Raw genomic sequence first — 16605 nt, forward strand, 5'->3', positions numbered from 1 at the left:
GTTTCCTATGTTCAATGAAGATTTTACTGTTCCCAATAATGATTGATTAATATTTGTCAATATGTTAAAATATGGAAGGGGTGATACGAGGAAAAGCAGAGGAAAGTAAACGGGTTGCCGCTGCAATTATGGACGGCCCGGCCATCTTAAATATCTTGATTGTCTGTAAAACATCAATTGAGGTTGAGGGCATGGCAGTTTCCCAATTCAGACGGCAATGACAGGCAGCCAGGATAATGGCAGCAAGATTCTTCAGATTTGCAAGGAATGCCGGGTATGTACTCCGGTTCTTTGCCATAGATGATGATAACATTATAAAACGATTTATGAAATGAATTAAATTTATGGAAGGTAAAACAAAACATGAATAAACAAAAATTTACAAAAAAATGCTGTTCTTCTTGGCATCATAGGGGTCATCCTGTGTGGATGTGCCGGCTGTGTACCGCAGAAAAAAAGTACAGCCGGAAATTCTTTGGATCAACGGTACATATGCTGTTTTAACAGAGCTTAACGGCGGAGATTATACGCTCTTTGGGGGAATGAAGGCGAATGAAGCAATAAACAGCTTGAGCTTGGGGCATTGGAGGAATGGTGGAGTGTAACGGACAGAGCCAGCGCAGACGAAAATTTAAACTGGCTGCTTGACGAAGGGCACCGGACGGATTATGCTTCGCTGATGCAGTCGCTTGAAGAGGACGGTGCATCGGAACTGGAACAGGCGGAGCTGGTTGGATATTTTAGTGATGTTACAGGTGATGAAAATGAAGCCTTTTATCTTGCAAAAGGATATGACGACTACATAAAATACGGAGCAGGGGCTATTGACGGTTGGGATTACTGCCGTGCTGCATCCTTGTGCGGCTGGTATTATATTGCCGGATATTATACGGAACAGGAGGCACTGGACAAGTCCCTTGAAATAGCACAGACGATTCAGAAAAGGTTTTCATCATGGGATGAAATGATGGACAGTTACTTAAGAGGGTATGAATATTGGGCATATGAAAGCGGAGATGCCCGGCGCGAAGTCTATGAAGATATCAAAACAAGGGATAACAGTCCCTACCTGCTGGATTGGAACCTTCCGCTGGCTGAAAGCAAATAATCATTTCATAGGGGTCTTGGAGTGTTAAAAAAGTCGGCAGCCTGCCGACTTTTTAGTATCATACAAAGGAGTCTTTCCAATGTTCAAGCAGTTCCATGTCGGAAGCCTTAATTTTTAAATTAGTGGTAAGGTCTTTTCCTTCCGGTGATGTAATGCGGATTTCCACCACACTTCCTTCTTTTAACGGGCCCTTTAAGGCTGCTTTCAGGAACAGAGGGAATTTAGGATGGTTATCTTTAAAAACAGCCCAGGATTCCTTTAACTGCATCAGGTTCATTAAGTTCATTTAACTGATCCTTTCTTTCTTGATTGTTAGGCACATCCTAGCATAAATGGAAAAAGGAGTCAATTATTGTGTTGCATTTGACAAATGCCGCTTTGCGGTGCCCTGCTCATTGTTCTCATGGTATAATGGGATATAAAAGAAAGGATTGCCTATGAAGATTGACAGACTTATCGGAATTTTGTCCATTTTGCTTCAGGAGGAAAAGGTAACGGCATCTTATCTTGCGGAAATATTTGAGGTTTCAAGAAGGACCATAAACCGGGATGTGGAAGCCTGTTAAGGGCGGGAATTCCCCTTGCAACTTCCCAGGGGCAGAATGGAGGGATATCCATCATGCCTGCCTACCGGATCGACCGGACAGTGCTTACATCCTCTGAAATGCAATCCATACTGACCGGACTCAGAAGTCTGGACAGTGTGGCGGGAACCAGCCGGTATCAGCAGTTAATGAAAAAGCTGTCAGTGGACCAGGCATCGGTACAGGTCCCGGAAAACCATATCATGATTAACCTGTCCTCCTGGTATAAATCTTCCCTTTCCCCAAAGATAGAGCTGATTCAGGAAGCCATTGAAGCCAGCCATTCCATAAAATTCCATTATTATGCTCCCGGCGGTGAGACGGAAAGGATCATTGACCCTTATCTGCTGGTATTCCAGTGGTCCTCCTGGTATGTGTGGGGATACTGCAGGGACCGGAAGGATTTCCGTATGTTCAAGCTGAACCGGATCCAGGAGCTTGGAGATACCGGTGAACATTGTGAAAGACTTCCCACTCCCCCTTTGAGTGCTTTCCGGAAGATCCATACCCTGTTAGTTTTAAAGTCACTGCGGTTTGCGAGCCAGGGATAAAGTGGCGTCTGATCGAAGAGTTTGGAATCGGTTGTTTTAAAGAGAGGGAGGATGGAAAGCTTTTGTTTGAAGCAGGCTTTTCCAACAAGGATAATCTGCTTGGATGGCTCTTAAGCATGGGAGATCAGGTTGAACTAATGGAGCCAGAGGAATTCAGAAAAGACATGGAAGAGCTGGCTATGGGAATTTATGAAAAATATGCCGGGAAAAGGAAGGGCCTGCTTCTTGCAGAGAGCGCCAAAGAAGGCTATAATAAAACATAAATTAATAGAAGCAGGTGAAATTTATGTATATAGCAGACTTGCATATCCACTCCCATTATTCCAGGGCGACCAGTAAGGATTGTTCACTGGAGTATTTGGACTTATGGGCAAGGCGCAAGGGAATCGGTATCCTGGGGACCGGTGATTTTACCCACCCGGCGTGGCGTGAGGAATTAAAGGATAAGCTGATTCCTGCAGAGGAAGGGCTTTACACATTAAAAGAAGAATACCGGGTGGACAAGGGAACCGGGCCGGAAGACAGGACTCCCCGGTTTGTGATCTCCGGAGAGATCAGTTCTATTTATAAGAAGAATGGAAAAGTGAGAAAGGTTCACAGCGTCATTCTCCTTCCGGGCCTTGAGGAGGCAGAACTGCTTTCAAAAAAACTGGAAACCATTGGGAACCTTCATTCAGACGGCAGGCCTATTTTGGGACTGAATTGTCATGACCTTCTGGAAATCACGCTGGAATTATGCCCCAGGGCCATTTACATTCCGGCTCATATCTGGACGCCGCATTTTTCTTTGTTCGGGGCATTTTCCGGTTTTGATTCCATTGAGGAGTGTTTTGAGGATTTGACTCCCCATGTCCATGCGCTGGAAACAGGGCTTTCTTCTGATCCTCCTATGATATGGCGTTTGTCGGCCCTGGACCGTTTTCAGCTGGTTTCCAACTCAGATGCCCATTCCCCATCAAAGCTGGGCAGGGAAGCCAATCTTCTGGATATTGAATTGTCTTATACCGGGCTTTGGAATGCCATACAAAAGGGAGAGGGATTAGAGGGGACCGTAGAGTTTTTTTCCGGAAGAGGGGAAATACCATTATGATGGCCACCGGAAATGCAGCCTCTGCCTCTCCCCGTCAGAAGCAAAGCAGTATTCCGGCAAGTGCCCGGTATGCGGCCGTAAGCTGACCACCGGAGTGTCTCACCGGATCGATCAGCTGGCTGACCGCAGCCAGGGCTTTATTCTTCCCGGCGGAAAGCCGTTTGAGAATCTGGTCCCTCTTTCTGAAGTGATTGCGGCTTCTATAGGATATACTGTTGCAAGCAAAAAGGTCCAGAACCAGTATGAATCCATGATAAGAGATTTAGGGCCGGAATTTCATATCCTTCGGGAATTGCCCCTGGAGGACATCAGGCATGCTTCCGGTGATATGATTTCAGAGGGAATCAGGCGGTTAAGACAGGGAAGGGTCACGTGTTCTCCTGGATATGACGGGGAATATGGGATCATCCGGCTGTTTGAGCCGGAGGAAATTAGCAAGCGGGGGAAAAACAGCTGAGCCTGAAAGGGAAAGCAGATACAATACAGTGACGGAGGTTGGAAAACACCCGATGAGAAAGAAAAATGTCAGTTATATACTTGAAAAACTGGACCAGGTTTACGGTGTGACAAAGGAAGGTTTTTACCATCAGCAGCCCTGGCAGCTTTTGGCGGCATCATGCTCAGCGCCCAAAGCACGGACAAACAGGTGGAGGAGGTGCTTCCCCAGTTGTTTCAGCGTTTTCAGACCGTAGAGCAGATGGCGGAAGCGCCCCTGGAGGAAATTGAGGATTCCATACGTTCCATCGGACTTTATAAGAATAAGGCAAGAAATTTGAAAAAATGCTGCAGTCAGATCGCGGAGGAATATGGAGGCGAGGTCCCAAGGGATATTGACGGGGTTCTAAATCTGGCCGGAGTGGGCAGAAAGACTGCCACCCTATTTCTGGCAGATGCCTACGGAATACCCGGGGTCACAGTGGATACTCATGTATTCCGCATTTCTAAGCGGCTGGGCTGGGCTTCCGGGAAAAATCCGGCAGAGGTAGAATTGGAACTGCAGAGGATACTTCCAAAGGACCACTGGAACCGGATCAATTTTCAGCTTATTTATCATGGCAGGGCAATCTGTACGGCAAGGAAGGCAAGGTGCGGGGAATGCATGCTAAGGGAATGGTGTGGGCAGATGATGGACAAAGACGGAAAAGGAGATAAAGAGATATCATGAAGCTTATGTTTAAACAGCGTTTTTTTTCCTGGTTTGACAGCTACGACATATATGATGAAAGTGGTGCTGCCGTATACACGGTCTGCGGAAGGCCCGCCTGGGGCCACAAGCTGGAAATCTATGACAACAGCGGCAATCACCTGGCCACCTTAAGGGAGCAGGTGCTTACCTTCCTGCCCCGGTTTGCCATCCAGATCGACGGCCAAACGGTGGGAACCATCACAAAAGAGTTTACTTTTTTCAAACCTTCTTTTTCCGTTGACTGCAATGGCTGGCATGTGGAAGGCAGTTTCATGGAATGGGATTACTCCATTCTTTCCCAAACCGGAAGTGTTGTTGCACGGATTGAAAAGCAGCTTTTTCATTTTACCGATACATATTTGATCGATGTGGCCGATGGGCAGGACAGCCTTTTGGCACTAATGGTGGTTCTTGCCATTGATGCGATTAAATGCAGTCAAAACAAAGGCTGACGGATTTAGTTTCTATAGGTCTCTAATCAGAAATCCATGAAACAATAAGAATACGGCTTTTTTTGCGGATTCTTAGAACAATGATATGATCCCTCTAAAGTCAATGCCATTAAGTTAAGATAAATTATACGCTTATATCTGCAAACAAATGTAGGTGTAAGCGTTTTTTTTATTGTGTACCCATGTAAAAATCAAAAAGCTGGAATCCAACTTTGTATTTCACTTTGTTGAGGTCATAAAAAGAAAAATACGAGTTTTTGCTTTTTTTATGAGAGAAATTGAAAGAATACTGCTAAAAAGGTCTGATTATGTTATACTTTTTTTACCAAAGAAAAGCGGGCAGTCTTTGATAAAAAATAGGTGAGGAGTGTATTTGAATGAAAAAAATTTTATGTAAATATGGGCATATCATTGCAGCACTAGCTCTTGTTACTGCAAGTTTAACGACTAATATGGCATGTGGATCTATTTATTATCAGCCTAAAGCTCCGGAATCAGCAAAAAAATTAAAAAAAGTTTAGAAAATGACTAAAAATTTAATTTGTTTGCTGATTGAATATTTAGTTAATACAGAAGCGATTGACCGTCAGGATAAAGATATTTATGTTTATGGATTTGAACTATTATTTATGAATATTCTTAATCTGGCGACAGCTATTGTGATAGGTATGGCTTTGGGACAGTTATTTGAATGTTTCTTGTTTTTAGTGTTATTTATCCCATTGCGGTCCTATGCCGGAGGTTATCATGCTAAAAATTCTTTTTATTGTTATTTAGTATCTTGTTTTGTGATGGTTGCTGCATTACTGCTTGTACGGCTATCTCCAAAGGTGATGAGATATGATATTAATTTATTATTGATGTTTTGTTCTTCTGCAGTAATTACTATACTTGCTCCTGTAGAAAATATAAACAAGCCTCTTGAATCAGATGAGATACAGATATATGGAAAACTTGCCCGTTTGATTTTAACGATTGAAGTTTTTATTTCAATCATATGCCATTATTTTTCTTATGATAAGTTGAGTTGGCTTGTAACACTTACGCTTTTTATTGTAGCAATAACGGTACTGTCAGGAAAAATACAAAATAACTACCATCATCGTACTGATGAAACGTAAGAATAAGATGGATTCCTGCCAGAAAAAAAGCGAAGATATTATCGTTGATGCTTATTAAAGAAGTAACTTTTATAAAAAGGCATAATGCATGAAAACACAGAATTTGCTTCCGGTTTTCTAAACTAAAAAAAATGTAATTCAGTGGTCTGTAATAATGATTAAGGGGATAAGAGACAGTTTTAGTGGAGTGCATCCATTCAGACTGTCTCTTGCTTTGTTATTAATAAAGTTCATTAGCTTAGTGACCTTACTGAGCTTAACAGTCTATGCTTGTACCTTTTGTATTACAAGCTGTATGTATTCATAGTTCTGTTTTATTATGTTTTTCTACCAGGCCTCATTCAAGTCTCACATGGTTTAGGGTTCCGCTTTATTATCAGTTAAAATTACCAGAAAAAGTTATTTGAAAACCTATATTCCTTTTGAAGATATATGTTTATCCCTGCTTTTATAACACAATCGGACGCTTTTTTTCATTTAGAAGAATGATAAGAATTAGAGAGCAGGAGTGAAAGAATATAGTAAATACTGCCTGATTGTCACCTGATTATAACAAAAATAAAATCTAATTTTTTTCACTTTGTTAATGTAATGGGAAAAAGCGAGTTTTTGTTTTTTTTACGAGAGAAATTGAAAGAATACTGTGAAAAAGGTTTAATTATGTTAAACTCAGAAACATCGAAACCAGTATAAAATCCACTGCTCCTATCAAAGCCCTAAAACAGCTGATTCAGCAACAAGGTTACCATTTATAAAAGTTGTAAAGTCGTGTTATTTTAGGAAAGAAAAAAAGCCTTGATTAAGTGGCGTGTAGTGTTTCGCAAACGACTCTATATGTATAAAAAATTTGAGGAGGAAAGGTGTTATGAACAAATGTAAGAAAAAAATTGTCTAAAATAAGCGTAAGAGTGATTATGAATTCAATTGCAATGATGGTTCTTGTTAATAATATAAATGCCGCTTGTTTATGGATGACTTATCAGGCGGAAATTGCTGAAAAGATAATTATGCTGGGAGAAATTTGCTGATACACAGGTAAAAAGGAATATTACAGTTGATGATAGCCAGCTTTATCAGCAGGATAATTTACTATGAGCTGGCATATATGAAGAGACTGCTATCAGAAACAGACATATGGATACGGAGGAGGAGACAGGGACCCGGATTCCGTTCCGGTACTGATAAGAGAAATAATTGAGATTAACTAACTATATTACGAGAATGAGAAAAGGAAATGCAAATATGGAATATTGGAATCCTGCTATAGAATGCATAAAAGAAGAAAAGTTGAAGGAAATTCAAATAAAAAGGCTAAAAGATACTGTTAACAAAATTTATGAAAATGTGCCGTACTATGCAAAAAAAATGGATGATTTAGGAATAGATCCCCATGATATAGCTTCTTTGGCCGATTTAAAAAAAATTGCCATTTACTAATAAGGAAGATTTAAGGATCACCTATCATTTGGAATGTTTGCAACACCAATGGAGGATATTGTAAGAATACATGCTTCCAGTGGAACCACTGGAAAACAGACTGTGGTAGGGTATACAAAGGATGATATTCGTACATGGTCAGAAAATATGGCGCGCTGTCTGGTAATGGCGGGAGTAAGCAAAGCTTCCAAAGTCCAGATTTGCTATGGTTATGGGTTATTTACAGGTGGGTTAGGTGTCCATTATGGAGTAGAACTGGTTGGAGCAGCAGCGTTCCCGCTTCTACAGGTAATACGGAAAGACAGATAAATATGCTGAAAGATTTCCAGAGCACCTGTTTATGCTGTACCCCTTCGTATGCGCTTTATATTGCAGATACATTAAATAAAGCTGGTATTAAGAAAAACGAGTTGCATTTAACTTCAGGCATTTTTGGTGCCGAGCCCTGGACAGAAGAAATGAGAAGGGAAATTGAAGGACGATTGGGCATCAAAGCATATGACATCTATGGATTAAGTGAAATCATGGGGCCTTCCATAGCTCAGGAATGTGAATGTCAAAATGGTTTGCATATATGGGAGGACAATTTTATCCCGGAAATTATAGACGTGGAAACAGAAGAAGTCCTGGAAGATGGAAAATTGGGAAATTTAGTAATTACAACAATTAATAAGCAAGGTCTGCCATTGATACGATATAAAACCGGTGATATTTGTAGTTTATCACATGAAAAATGTAATTGCGGAAGAACTCATGCCAGATTGACAAAACTGAAAGGAAGAACAGATGATATGCTAATTATTCGTGGCGTGAATATTTTTCCTACACAAATTGAGTCAGCATTGTTAAATTTTTCCGAAACCAGCCCGTATTATCAGATTGTAGTTGACAGAGTACATAATTTGGATCGTCTGACTGTTGACTTTGAGTTATTCGATGAGGAGATATTCGGCAATGAAGATGAGCAGCGGAAAATCAAAAATTCTATTTCTAAAAAAAATAGAAAGTGTAATTGGAATCGCTGTCAATATAAATATTTTAAAGGCAAATAGCATCCAGCGTTGCGAAGGGAAGGCCAGAAGGGTTGTTGATAACAGGATGATGTCATTATAAAACAATCCGTTTCATGACAGATTCATTTATAAAGAACCTTTTGATAAATTTAACTAAAAATGGATCCGGCTCAGGATCTTTTAGAGTCGTAGAATCAATGATCAGCCTGGAATGAATCCATGCTAAAACAGTAAAAAGATCAAGAGGCATACCGAGACAATTTGAAATCCGTTGAAGTATAAAAATACCACAAAATGCGCTATTGCAGCTAGAATAAATAAGTGATATTCTTAAATAGTTCAATCTTGTATCCATTAAGCACTCCATAATACCCCTTTCGGCGATGATTGACGAAAGATTTTATGGAGTCACAGTAAAAATAACCCCCCTGCTATGAAGGGGGAGGAAAGTTCTTTAGATTAAAGTAACTCCTGTGCTAGAATAGATGTATGTCTGCAAACTACAAATATAAAAGCGCAGGAGGTCCAAGATGGACACTAATAGTTTAGCCCATACAAAAAAATACAAGTACCACATTGTTTTTGCACCTAAATATCAGAGACAGATAATCTATAAGGATATAAAGGCAGATGTAGGTCAAATTCTAGGAAATTTATGCAGAAGGAAAGGAATCGAGATAATAGAAGCGGAGTGCATGCCGGATCATGTACATATGTTGGTAAGCATTCCACCAAAGTATTAGGTATCAGAGATAGTGGGGTACTTAAAAGGAAAAAGTTCGCTCATGATATTTGAGAAGCATGCGAATCTAAAGTATAAGTATGGAAAACGTCATTTCTGGTGTCGTGGATATTATGTCGATACAGTAGGGAAGAATACAGCTGCAATCAAAGCATATATCCAGAATCCCCTTATAGGGGCAGAACAAGCCACCTGCTTAGCCGGCAGCCTTAAAGATTCAAAGATGTCAGTAAGTGACATATACAGAACTTTTGAGTCAGAAAATGGACATGTCGGGAAAAGGGTAATTGCATAAAATTGTTAGAGATAGTCACAGGACAAATTATTTTTTTATACTTTAATATTGTAAAGAGCACCGCAGCATAATGATCATTTATGTACTCCTCCTTTATTAGAAAACACTTGCCGAATTTGCCGGCAGGTGTTTTCTTTTATTGTGTGTCTGGGGAGCAGACGCCTTAACGAGTGCAAATCTCCGGTCTGATGAACAGAAGTTTGATTTATTTTCCAAGTAGTTGATTAAAATTACTGCTTTTTGGGGAATTAATTGGTAAAGAAAAATATGCTATAATTAAAAAAATAATTGTATTGACAAAACATAGGTATGAGAAGGCTATAGAAAAGGTTAGGTGATACTGTTCTGAATCCAGGTGTCCATGATCGCTTTGAGCTGAAGGACAGGTTTGACAAGTAGCTGCCTATTATTATCGGATATGATAACAAGGGAAATTACACCCTGATTAGGATTTATCAGGATATTAATGTGCGCGTAACTATCTCCGGTGTTGTAAAAGTGTGCCATTTATCAGGGGACGCTATATTCTTATGGTTAAAATACCTCAAAGTGAGGCATATGAAAAAAAAGAGAACTTTAGTAGTATGTAAATAAAAGTATAAAAATTTCGTTTGTAAAACATAAATGGAAGCAGAAAAGGAGTTTGGATTTTATGGAATGGGAAAGCCTCTGCTATGTCTGGAGAATTCATTGAATTGTTAAAAAACGGTTGAATAGAAAAACTGAATTATTATATATTTGAAAAAAGTATTAAGAATATAAGGATTTTATGTTATAATTTTATCAAAACAGCAAATATGTTAACTTTTATTAAAAGAAAACCTTATGAAAAAATACAAACTACTATTTGCGATGATGAACCTTTTTTTGTATGCCATATAAAACTACTGCTTAGGTTTTCTACGGCATTGCTTACTTAAATAATAAAATGGGGAAATGAGCAGAATTAACATGGGTAATAAGATAAAAAAATTATGTTTCAATCCAAAAAACGGTATCAATTTATGTCTTCTCTTACGATACTCATGCTAAAGAAAGAAAAAGTCAGATAAAAATATTTCAAATGAGAAATGAAAGGCTGGTTTTAGATGACTATTATAATCACATATTTGATTACAAATATGATTCGTACTTATTCAATTTACTGCTTTATTGGTAATCTTCTTCAAAAAAAGCGATTCACCAGTCGTGTCATAATCATGGCTTATGGTATTTATTATTTTCTCACTATTCTCATTAATGTCAATTTTATAAATTCACCTCCGAATTTGACAATTAACCCATCTCTGAACATAGTCTTCAATTTATTTATGGGTTTTGTTATGGCCTTATTTTACAAAACGGTATTTTACAAGCGGCTGCTCGCTACATCTTTTATCTACATATTATCCATTGCCAGCGAATATTATACGGCTGCTGCCATAGGCTTTTTGTTTCAAACGCCTATTTCTGCTGCAATCAGTAAGATTGATTTGTTAATACCAGGTATTATTGTTTCAACGCTGTTAATGCTTGGTTTTGTAAAATTAATAAACTGCTCATTATTCAAACGGCCAGATACTTATGATTCAAAATTGCCCCGCTCTTATTGGCTGGCGGTTTTTCTTGTTCCTGCAAGCAGTACTTACATTTTGCATGTCCTGGTTACACAAATTTATTCTGAAAAAGTCAAGGAATTATTATCAATTGAAATCATTATCCTGATTTTATTAGTAATCAACTTTTTGATTTTTTATTTATATAATAATCTTATTAAAGAAGAATCAATAAAATATGAAAATATTTTATTGACACAACAAAATGATGCTTTTCAGAAGCAGGCAAAATTAATACACAAGTTCCAGGATGATATCCGTGGACAGAAGCATGATATGAAGCATCATTTATCCGTTATTAAAACATTGGCTGAACAGAGGCAGATAGAAGTATTATTAGAGTATGTAAATGGAATTATTGAATTTACTCACATTACTGAATCAGGAATTGCCTGTGGTGATATTGTAATCGATGCCATAGTTAACAGCAAATTGTACCTGGCCTCACAACAGGATACAAAACTAAAACTCCACATTGAACTTCCTGATATCCTGCATATCAATCAAATGGATATTACTATTATTTTAGGTAATTTACTGGATAACGCTTTAGAAGCTTGTATAAAACTTCCGGTAGAGGAACGCCTTATCCTGGTTGATATTAGCTATCATCATAAAGCACTCTCGCTTGAGATCAGAAATCCTTACCATGTACAATCGATTGATATTCGTGATGGAAAAATATATTCTACCAAAAAGATCAGGGTTGGCACGGTATCGGTTTAAATAATGTAAAACAGACTGTAGAAAAATATAAAGGGGTTTTTGAATATTTTACCTCTGAAGAAAACGGGAAGAATTTTTTTTATCGTACAAGCTTTACTGTACCAGTAATAAACCTCATAAAAAATTATGTTTTGTCTTTTCAAAATCAATTCAAATGTATTATGACAGTAAATCCTTCCATTACCACTCAGGGGATTGCAAAATTCCAGGTAGATTATAAGGCTATGTTTGGAAAAAAGTAAACATGTAACAAGAGAATAAGACTGTTGCTCCGGCAGATGATTCCATCTGCTTTTGCAGCAGTCCTTTTTGCATCAAAATTCTATTTCACAGGATGGTACAACCACAGAATTTCAGAAAAGGTTCTTCCGTTGTTCTCCCACCTGTGAGGTTTGCTGGATGAAAAGGAAAGGCTGTCCCCAGGATGAAGGAGGTAGCGCTCATCCCCAAGAAAAAATGTAACTTCTCCTGACAGCAGGTAAATGAATTCCTCTCCTCCATGCTCCGCCACCGTCTGTTTTCTGCTTCCTGGCTCTATCCGGTATAAAAGGCAGGACATTCCATGGGTTTTGCGGGCCAGGAGATTACGGATGCTTACTCCTTCGATTCCGATACCGATTTCTTCCCCTTCCCCCTTTTTCACCAGTGGCCTGTCTTCTTTCGCATCCTCCAGATAATACAGTACATTTGTACCGTAAAAATCAGCCAGACGGTTTAACACATCCATAGAAATATTCGTCTGCATGTTTTCTATTTTCGATAAATGGGCGGGGGAAACCATTACTGCATCAGCAACTTCTTCCAGAGTATAGCCTTTTAAAAGACGCTGTTCTTTCCATTTTTCACTCAAAAGCTGCCTAGATACGCTTCCCCCGGAAAAAGCCGCATTGTGCTCGTTCTGGTTGCCATACAGCATGCGGATAGCCTCAATTCCCATGTTTTTATTTTTTTGAACATTCCTTTATTTCCTGTAATTTTTCAATATCCGAATAATCAAAGATACGATAGCCATTCTCACTACGCTTTACTTCAAAAAGCCCCTGCTTCTCCCAATTACGAATCGTGGCAGGAACCACGCCTATCTTTTGTGCAACTTCTTTAATATTAAAAAAAACCTTGTCCATTATTTCCTCCAATGCTGCTGAATCTTAAATCATCATTTATCCTAAAGTATAACAAGAACTTCCTACCCTGTCAAACCAACAAAAAGGCTGGCAGTCTCTATAAATTTTTCTTTAAATATTCATATATTTTGTACAAAATATTCATAACATTGAAAAACATATTGACAATGTTATGAAAAAGAATATAATAAAAATACAAACATTATAAAAGCATTTTATAATGATGTGAAAAATAAGAATGGAGGAAAAAGCATGAGTTTTCACAAAGAACACAAATGGTGGGTAAGCCCCAGCAACTATGATCCGGAGGTGACAAAAGAATTCCGTTTTCCTAAAAGGGTAGAATTCTTAGACACAACCTTGCGTGATGGAGAGCAGCAGCCAGGTATTATTTTCACAAAAGAAGAAAAAGTCGCCATTGCAAAGAAACTGTCAGAAGCAGGGGTGCACCGAATCGAAGCCGGAACTCCGGCAGTCTTAAAAGAAGATGAGGACGCTATCCGCGAGATATGCAGCCTGGGATTGAATTCTAAAATCTATGCCTTTGTAAGAAACATGGTCAAAGATATGGAGCTGGCAAAGAAATGCGGGGTAAACGGCGTTATCGCAGAAATGATCGGCAGCGAGCATCTTCTGAAATTTGGAAAGAAATGGGAATACAAGCGGGCGGTTGACAGTTGTGTGGAAGCTACTCTGGCAGGACATGAAATGGGACTTGATATTACCTTTTTTTCCTGCAGATTCTTCCCGGGCAGACTTAAATTATCTGCTGGACTTTGTACAGGAAATTTATGAGAAAGGACACATTGATTCTGTAACCCTGGTAGATACATTTGGGGTGCTTTCTCCTGAGGGAGCCAGCCATCGGGTAAGAAAGATGAAAGAACGTTTTCCAGATCTTCCCGTGGAAGTTCATTTCCACGATGATTTTGCCATGGGAGTTTCCACCTCTATCGCAGCCCTTGCAGCAGGAGCGGAAGTAGCTCATGTAACGGTAAATGGAATTGGAGAACGGGCAGGCGGTGCACAATTAGAAGCAATAGCCCTTGGACTTGCTGCGTTGTATGGAGTTGATACAGGAGTTGACATGTCAAAATTCAAATCCTTAGCCGATTTTGTGGCAGAATGCTCACGCATTCCCATTCCTCCAACAAAACCTATTGTAGGAGATAAGATTTTCCTTTGGGAAACCGGTCTGCCTTCCAGTCTCTGGACAAACTGTAAAGACACAGATCCTTTGATTATGCTTCCCTATCATTGGGATATTATCGGCCAGACGGAGCCCCAGCTGCTGATGAGCAAAAAAAGCGGAAAAGATAATTTAAAAGTGTGGTTGAAAAAAAATGCAATATGGAGGTTCCGGAAGAGAAGTTCCCAGCCCTTCTTCTGGCTCTTAAGGAATTATCATTGAAAAAACATAAAACACTGGATGAGGAAGAATTTATCAGCGTAGCATGTGAATTTCAGGAATAGAATCCGATACAGGAGGCACGTATGAAAACTTTACTGAAAGTATCAAAGGTAATACAGGGGAACTTTGCAATTTTTACGGTGGTGTTAGCGGCGCTTGGTTATTTTTTTTCCTGGTCTTTTTGCCTGGGCGGGTCCCCATACCACGCTGTTCATGGGGATTGTCATGTTCGGCATGAGCATGACAATGAGCGCCAGTGATTTTAAAGCTTTGGTTGTAAAACCCAAAGCAACCATTATAGGTATCTTTCTGGTTTATGCGCTGTCCAGCGTAGTGACCTATGTGGCAGTCATGGCGCTTCATCTGCCTATGGACTTAAGCGTCGGCCTGATTCTCTGCGCGGCATGCCCTGGAGGTGTAATCACCAATGTCATGACATTTATTGCCAACGGCGATGTGGCTTTATCCGTAGGCCTAACCTCCATAGGAACGATAATTGCACCTATTGTAACACCTGCCCTGGCTTTTCTTATGGTAGGAAAATGGACGGAAGTGGATGCGGTAAGTATGATGGTCTCCATGTTTAAATCCGTTGTCCTTCCCCTGCTCATTGGTTTATCTTTAAAAGCTGTTATGAAAGAAAAGCTAAAAAAGGTGGAAGAAGCTGCCCCCCTTCTTTCCTTATTGTCCTTAAGTGTGATTATTGGCGCAATCGTAGCAGAAATGGAAAAGCTCTGTTTACGTGCAATGTCCTGATTTTTGCAGCTTGCCTTCTCTATATCCTGCTTCCTCTTGTGGGAAGTTACTATGCAAGCCGTATCGCAGGAATTTCCGTTGTACAGAGCAGAACCATCGCCATAGAAACCTCATTAAAAAAATTCGATTCTGGCTTCCACCCTTGCATCAGCTAATTTCACGGATCTTCCGGGAGCCGCTCTCCCAGGGATAATTGTCGCTTTGCTGGCCTCCATTATTGGTCCGGTAATTGCAAACATCTGGCATAAAAAGGATGAAAATGGGGAACATGCCGTATGAATGGATTGATTCTTAATTTAGGCGGTACATCTACAAAAGCAGCAGTTTTTCATGATGCTTCTTTTATTCGGGAAACAATTCGGCATAATCCGAAAGAAATGGAAGGCTGTACACAGATCTGGGATCAGTACAGTTTTCGGAAAGACACAATCCTGGATTTTTTTGAAAAGACATGATATTTCCCTTTCTTCTATTGATTTAATAATTGTAAGAGGTCCGTCTGTGAAGCCTGTCCCTTCTGGTGTTTTTGAGGTAAACGACGCCATGGTTTCTGATGCCAGATCGGGAAAATACGGAATCCATGTCTGCAATCTAGGCTGTGTTCTTGGAAAAGAACTGGCAGACAGCATATCCGTCCATAAGAAAGATGGTTCCAGACCAAAGGTTTTAACAGCAGATTTACCTTGTGTGGATGAAATAATACCCATAGCCAGGTATACAGGCCTCCCGCAAATTACTAGGCACAGTTTTTTTCAGGCTTTAAGTCATAAGGCCGTGGGCAGGGAAATCGCAAACCGGCTGGGAAAAAGATATGAGGAACTTTCTTTGGTCATTACTCATCTGGGAAGTGGGATATCCGTAGCGTCTCATGTGAAAGGACAGGTAATTGACATTACCAATGGTATAGGAGGGGAATCTCCCTTTGGCATGGACCGGACAGGGACCCTTCCTGCGGCGGACTGGATGAATCTTATTTTGTCGGATCATTACAGTAAGGCTCAATTAAATGAAATGCTGAATGTGCGCGGCGGCCTTATGGCCCACCTGGGAACCAATGACGCAAAAGAAGTGGAAAAACGTATTGACAGCGGAGATGTACTTGCAGAAGAGGTTTATCAGGCGATGGCTTTTCAAGTGGTGAAAGCTCTGGGCGCAGCCTCGTTTGCCTGCGGGGAAAGGCCCGATGCCATTGGAATCACAGGAGGACTTGCAAATTCCAAACGCTTCATTACTTATATAAAGGAGTACATCTCATGGATATGCCCCGTCTATGTTTTACCTGAGGTTGACGAAATTGATGCTCTTTATGGGACTGTAAAAAAAGCTCTGGAGGGGGAAGTTCCTATCCAGCAGTATGAATAAGACACTTGGAGGCAGATGATGCAGATCACTCATTTTAATGAAATGTACGACT

At 39.9% G+C, this 16605-nt stretch carries 18 protein-coding genes and 3 pseudogenes; 18 read left to right on the forward strand and 3 right to left on the reverse strand.

Annotated features, from left to right (window positions below):
- Nucleotides 1–425: 425 nt before the first annotated feature.
- Together JCM10519_RS02925 and JCM10519_RS02930 are read left to right on the forward strand one after the other, a co-directional pair.
- Nucleotides 426–605: a hypothetical protein gene (locus JCM10519_RS02925; RefSeq protein WP_054737886.1), complete on the forward strand. Its 180-nt coding sequence runs from the start codon at nt 426–428 to the stop codon at nt 603–605.
- Entirely contained in the window at nt 584–1108 is a 525-nt protein-coding gene (locus JCM10519_RS02930) for a DUF1266 domain-containing protein (RefSeq protein ID WP_054737887.1), read from the forward strand. The genes JCM10519_RS02925 and JCM10519_RS02930 overlap by 22 nt, the downstream gene beginning before the upstream one ends.
- 58 nt (nt 1109–1166) lie before the next feature.
- Here JCM10519_RS02930 and JCM10519_RS02935 read toward each other — a convergent pair whose 3' ends face one another.
- The gene (locus tag JCM10519_RS02935) at nt 1167–1394 is read right to left on the reverse strand and encodes a hypothetical protein (RefSeq protein ID WP_054737888.1); all 228 of its coding nucleotides are present in this window, start codon (nt 1392–1394) and stop codon (nt 1167–1169) included.
- A 151-nt stretch (nt 1395–1545) separates the two neighbouring features.
- Here JCM10519_RS02935 and JCM10519_RS02940 point away from each other — a divergent pair.
- From JCM10519_RS02940 to JCM10519_RS02975, 12 genes and pseudogenes are all read left to right on the forward strand, one after another.
- Nucleotides 1546–2506, forward strand: a pseudogene (locus tag JCM10519_RS02940) (YafY family protein).
- Nucleotides 2507–2529: 23 nt separating this feature from the next.
- Nucleotides 2530–3766, forward strand: a pseudogene (locus JCM10519_RS02945) (endonuclease Q family protein); the annotation flags it as partial.
- A 183-nt stretch (nt 3767–3949) separates the two neighbouring features.
- Nucleotides 3950–4498 carry an endonuclease III gene (gene nth, locus JCM10519_RS02950; protein WP_347842976.1) on the forward strand — a complete coding sequence of 183 codons (549 nt, stop codon included), beginning with the start codon at nt 3950–3952 and terminating at the stop codon, nt 4496–4498.
- On the forward strand, nt 4495–4971 hold the full coding sequence (locus JCM10519_RS02955; protein ID WP_054737889.1) for an LURP-one-related family protein: 477 nt from the start codon (nt 4495–4497) through the stop codon (nt 4969–4971). Before nth ends, JCM10519_RS02955 begins: the two co-directional genes overlap by 4 nt.
- Nucleotides 4972–5348: 377 nt before the next feature.
- Nucleotides 5349–5492, forward strand: a complete 144-nt coding sequence (locus tag JCM10519_RS25825; protein ID WP_347842977.1) for a cyclic lactone autoinducer peptide — start codon at nt 5349–5351, stop codon at nt 5490–5492.
- Between the two features lie 3 nt (nt 5493–5495).
- Nucleotides 5496–6092: an accessory gene regulator B family protein gene (locus JCM10519_RS02960; RefSeq protein ID WP_054737890.1), complete on the forward strand. Its 597-nt coding sequence runs from the start codon at nt 5496–5498 to the stop codon at nt 6090–6092.
- Nucleotides 6093–7334: 1242 nt separating this feature from the next.
- Complete coding sequence (locus JCM10519_RS25830; protein WP_347842978.1) at nt 7335–7529, forward strand: hypothetical protein; 195 nt, start codon at nt 7335–7337, stop codon at nt 7527–7529.
- 33 nt (nt 7530–7562) lie between these two features.
- Nucleotides 7563–7838 carry a hypothetical protein gene (locus tag JCM10519_RS25835; protein ID WP_347842979.1) on the forward strand — a complete coding sequence of 92 codons (276 nt, stop codon included), beginning with the start codon at nt 7563–7565 and terminating at the stop codon, nt 7836–7838.
- Nucleotides 7839–7840: 2 nt separating this feature from the next.
- A complete protein-coding gene (locus tag JCM10519_RS25840) occupies nt 7841–8581 on the forward strand; it encodes a hypothetical protein (protein ID WP_347842980.1) in 741 nt (246 codons plus the stop codon).
- On the forward strand, nt 8565–8642 hold the full coding sequence (locus JCM10519_RS25845; protein ID WP_347843199.1) for a hypothetical protein: 78 nt from the start codon (nt 8565–8567) through the stop codon (nt 8640–8642). The genes JCM10519_RS25840 and JCM10519_RS25845 overlap by 17 nt, the downstream gene beginning before the upstream one ends.
- 430 nt (nt 8643–9072) lie before the next feature.
- Nucleotides 9073–9579, forward strand: a pseudogene (gene tnpA, locus JCM10519_RS02970) (IS200/IS605 family transposase).
- A 1322-nt stretch (nt 9580–10901) separates the two neighbouring features.
- Nucleotides 10902–11900: a GHKL domain-containing protein gene (locus JCM10519_RS02975; RefSeq protein ID WP_347842981.1), complete on the forward strand. Its 999-nt coding sequence runs from the start codon at nt 10902–10904 to the stop codon at nt 11898–11900.
- Between the two features lie 322 nt (nt 11901–12222).
- Here the strand turns inward: JCM10519_RS02975 and JCM10519_RS02980 are convergent, their stop codons facing one another.
- Nucleotides 12223–12837 carry a cupin domain-containing protein gene (locus JCM10519_RS02980; RefSeq protein WP_054737892.1) on the reverse strand — a complete coding sequence of 205 codons (615 nt, stop codon included), beginning with the start codon at nt 12835–12837 and terminating at the stop codon, nt 12223–12225.
- Nucleotides 12838–12841: 4 nt separating this feature from the next.
- Complete coding sequence (locus JCM10519_RS02985; protein ID WP_054737893.1) at nt 12842–13024, reverse strand: MerR family transcriptional regulator; 183 nt, start codon at nt 13022–13024, stop codon at nt 12842–12844.
- 252 nt (nt 13025–13276) lie between these two features.
- Here JCM10519_RS02985 and JCM10519_RS02990 point away from each other — a divergent pair, with 252 nt between their 5' ends.
- From JCM10519_RS02990 to buk, 4 genes are all read left to right on the forward strand, one after another.
- Complete coding sequence (locus tag JCM10519_RS02990) at nt 13277–13819, forward strand: hypothetical protein (protein ID WP_054737894.1); 543 nt, start codon at nt 13277–13279, stop codon at nt 13817–13819.
- On the forward strand, nt 13740–14435 hold the full coding sequence (locus JCM10519_RS02995) for a hypothetical protein (protein WP_054737895.1): 696 nt from the start codon (nt 13740–13742) through the stop codon (nt 14433–14435). The genes JCM10519_RS02990 and JCM10519_RS02995 overlap by 80 nt, the downstream gene beginning before the upstream one ends.
- Nucleotides 14436–14591: 156 nt before the next feature.
- Complete coding sequence (locus JCM10519_RS03000; RefSeq protein WP_054737896.1) at nt 14592–15191, forward strand: bile acid:sodium symporter; 600 nt, start codon at nt 14592–14594, stop codon at nt 15189–15191.
- Nucleotides 15192–15524: 333 nt separating this feature from the next.
- Nucleotides 15525–16553 carry a butyrate kinase gene (buk, locus tag JCM10519_RS03010; protein ID WP_347843200.1) on the forward strand — a complete coding sequence of 343 codons (1029 nt, stop codon included), beginning with the start codon at nt 15525–15527 and terminating at the stop codon, nt 16551–16553.
- The last annotated feature ends 52 nt before the right edge of the window (nt 16554–16605 follow it).

This window comes from Clostridium sp. NkU-1 (assembly GCA_001312405.1).

What these genes read in the sequence shown, in the direction of transcription:
- JCM10519_RS02935 (WP_054737888.1), bottom strand. Translation starts at nt 1,394, where the DNA reads ATGAACTTAATGAACCTGATGCAGTTAAAGGAATCCTGGGCTGTTTTT.
- nth (WP_347842976.1), top strand. Translation starts at nt 3,950, where the DNA reads ATGCTCAGCGCCCAAAGCACGGACAAACAGGTGGAGGAGGTGCTTCCC.
- JCM10519_RS02955 (WP_054737889.1), top strand. Translation starts at nt 4,495, where the DNA reads ATGAAGCTTATGTTTAAACAGCGTTTTTTTTCCTGGTTTGACAGCTAC.
- JCM10519_RS25825 (WP_347842977.1), top strand. Translation starts at nt 5,349, where the DNA reads ATGAAAAAAATTTTATGTAAATATGGGCATATCATTGCAGCACTAGCT.
- JCM10519_RS02960 (WP_054737890.1), top strand. Translation starts at nt 5,496, where the DNA reads ATGACTAAAAATTTAATTTGTTTGCTGATTGAATATTTAGTTAATACA.
- JCM10519_RS25830 (WP_347842978.1), top strand. Translation starts at nt 7,335, where the DNA reads ATGGAATATTGGAATCCTGCTATAGAATGCATAAAAGAAGAAAAGTTG.
- JCM10519_RS25835 (WP_347842979.1), top strand. Translation starts at nt 7,563, where the DNA reads ATGTTTGCAACACCAATGGAGGATATTGTAAGAATACATGCTTCCAGT.
- JCM10519_RS25840 (WP_347842980.1), top strand. Translation starts at nt 7,841, where the DNA reads ATGCTGAAAGATTTCCAGAGCACCTGTTTATGCTGTACCCCTTCGTAT.
- JCM10519_RS02975 (WP_347842981.1), top strand. Translation starts at nt 10,902, where the DNA reads ATGGCCTTATTTTACAAAACGGTATTTTACAAGCGGCTGCTCGCTACA.
- JCM10519_RS02980 (WP_054737892.1), bottom strand. Translation starts at nt 12,837, where the DNA reads ATGGGAATTGAGGCTATCCGCATGCTGTATGGCAACCAGAACGAGCAC.
- JCM10519_RS02985 (WP_054737893.1), bottom strand. Translation starts at nt 13,024, where the DNA reads ATGGACAAGGTTTTTTTTAATATTAAAGAAGTTGCACAAAAGATAGGC.
- JCM10519_RS02990 (WP_054737894.1), top strand. Translation starts at nt 13,277, where the DNA reads ATGAGTTTTCACAAAGAACACAAATGGTGGGTAAGCCCCAGCAACTAT.
- buk (WP_347843200.1), top strand. Translation starts at nt 15,525, where the DNA reads ATGCTTCTTTTATTCGGGAAACAATTCGGCATAATCCGAAAGAAATGG.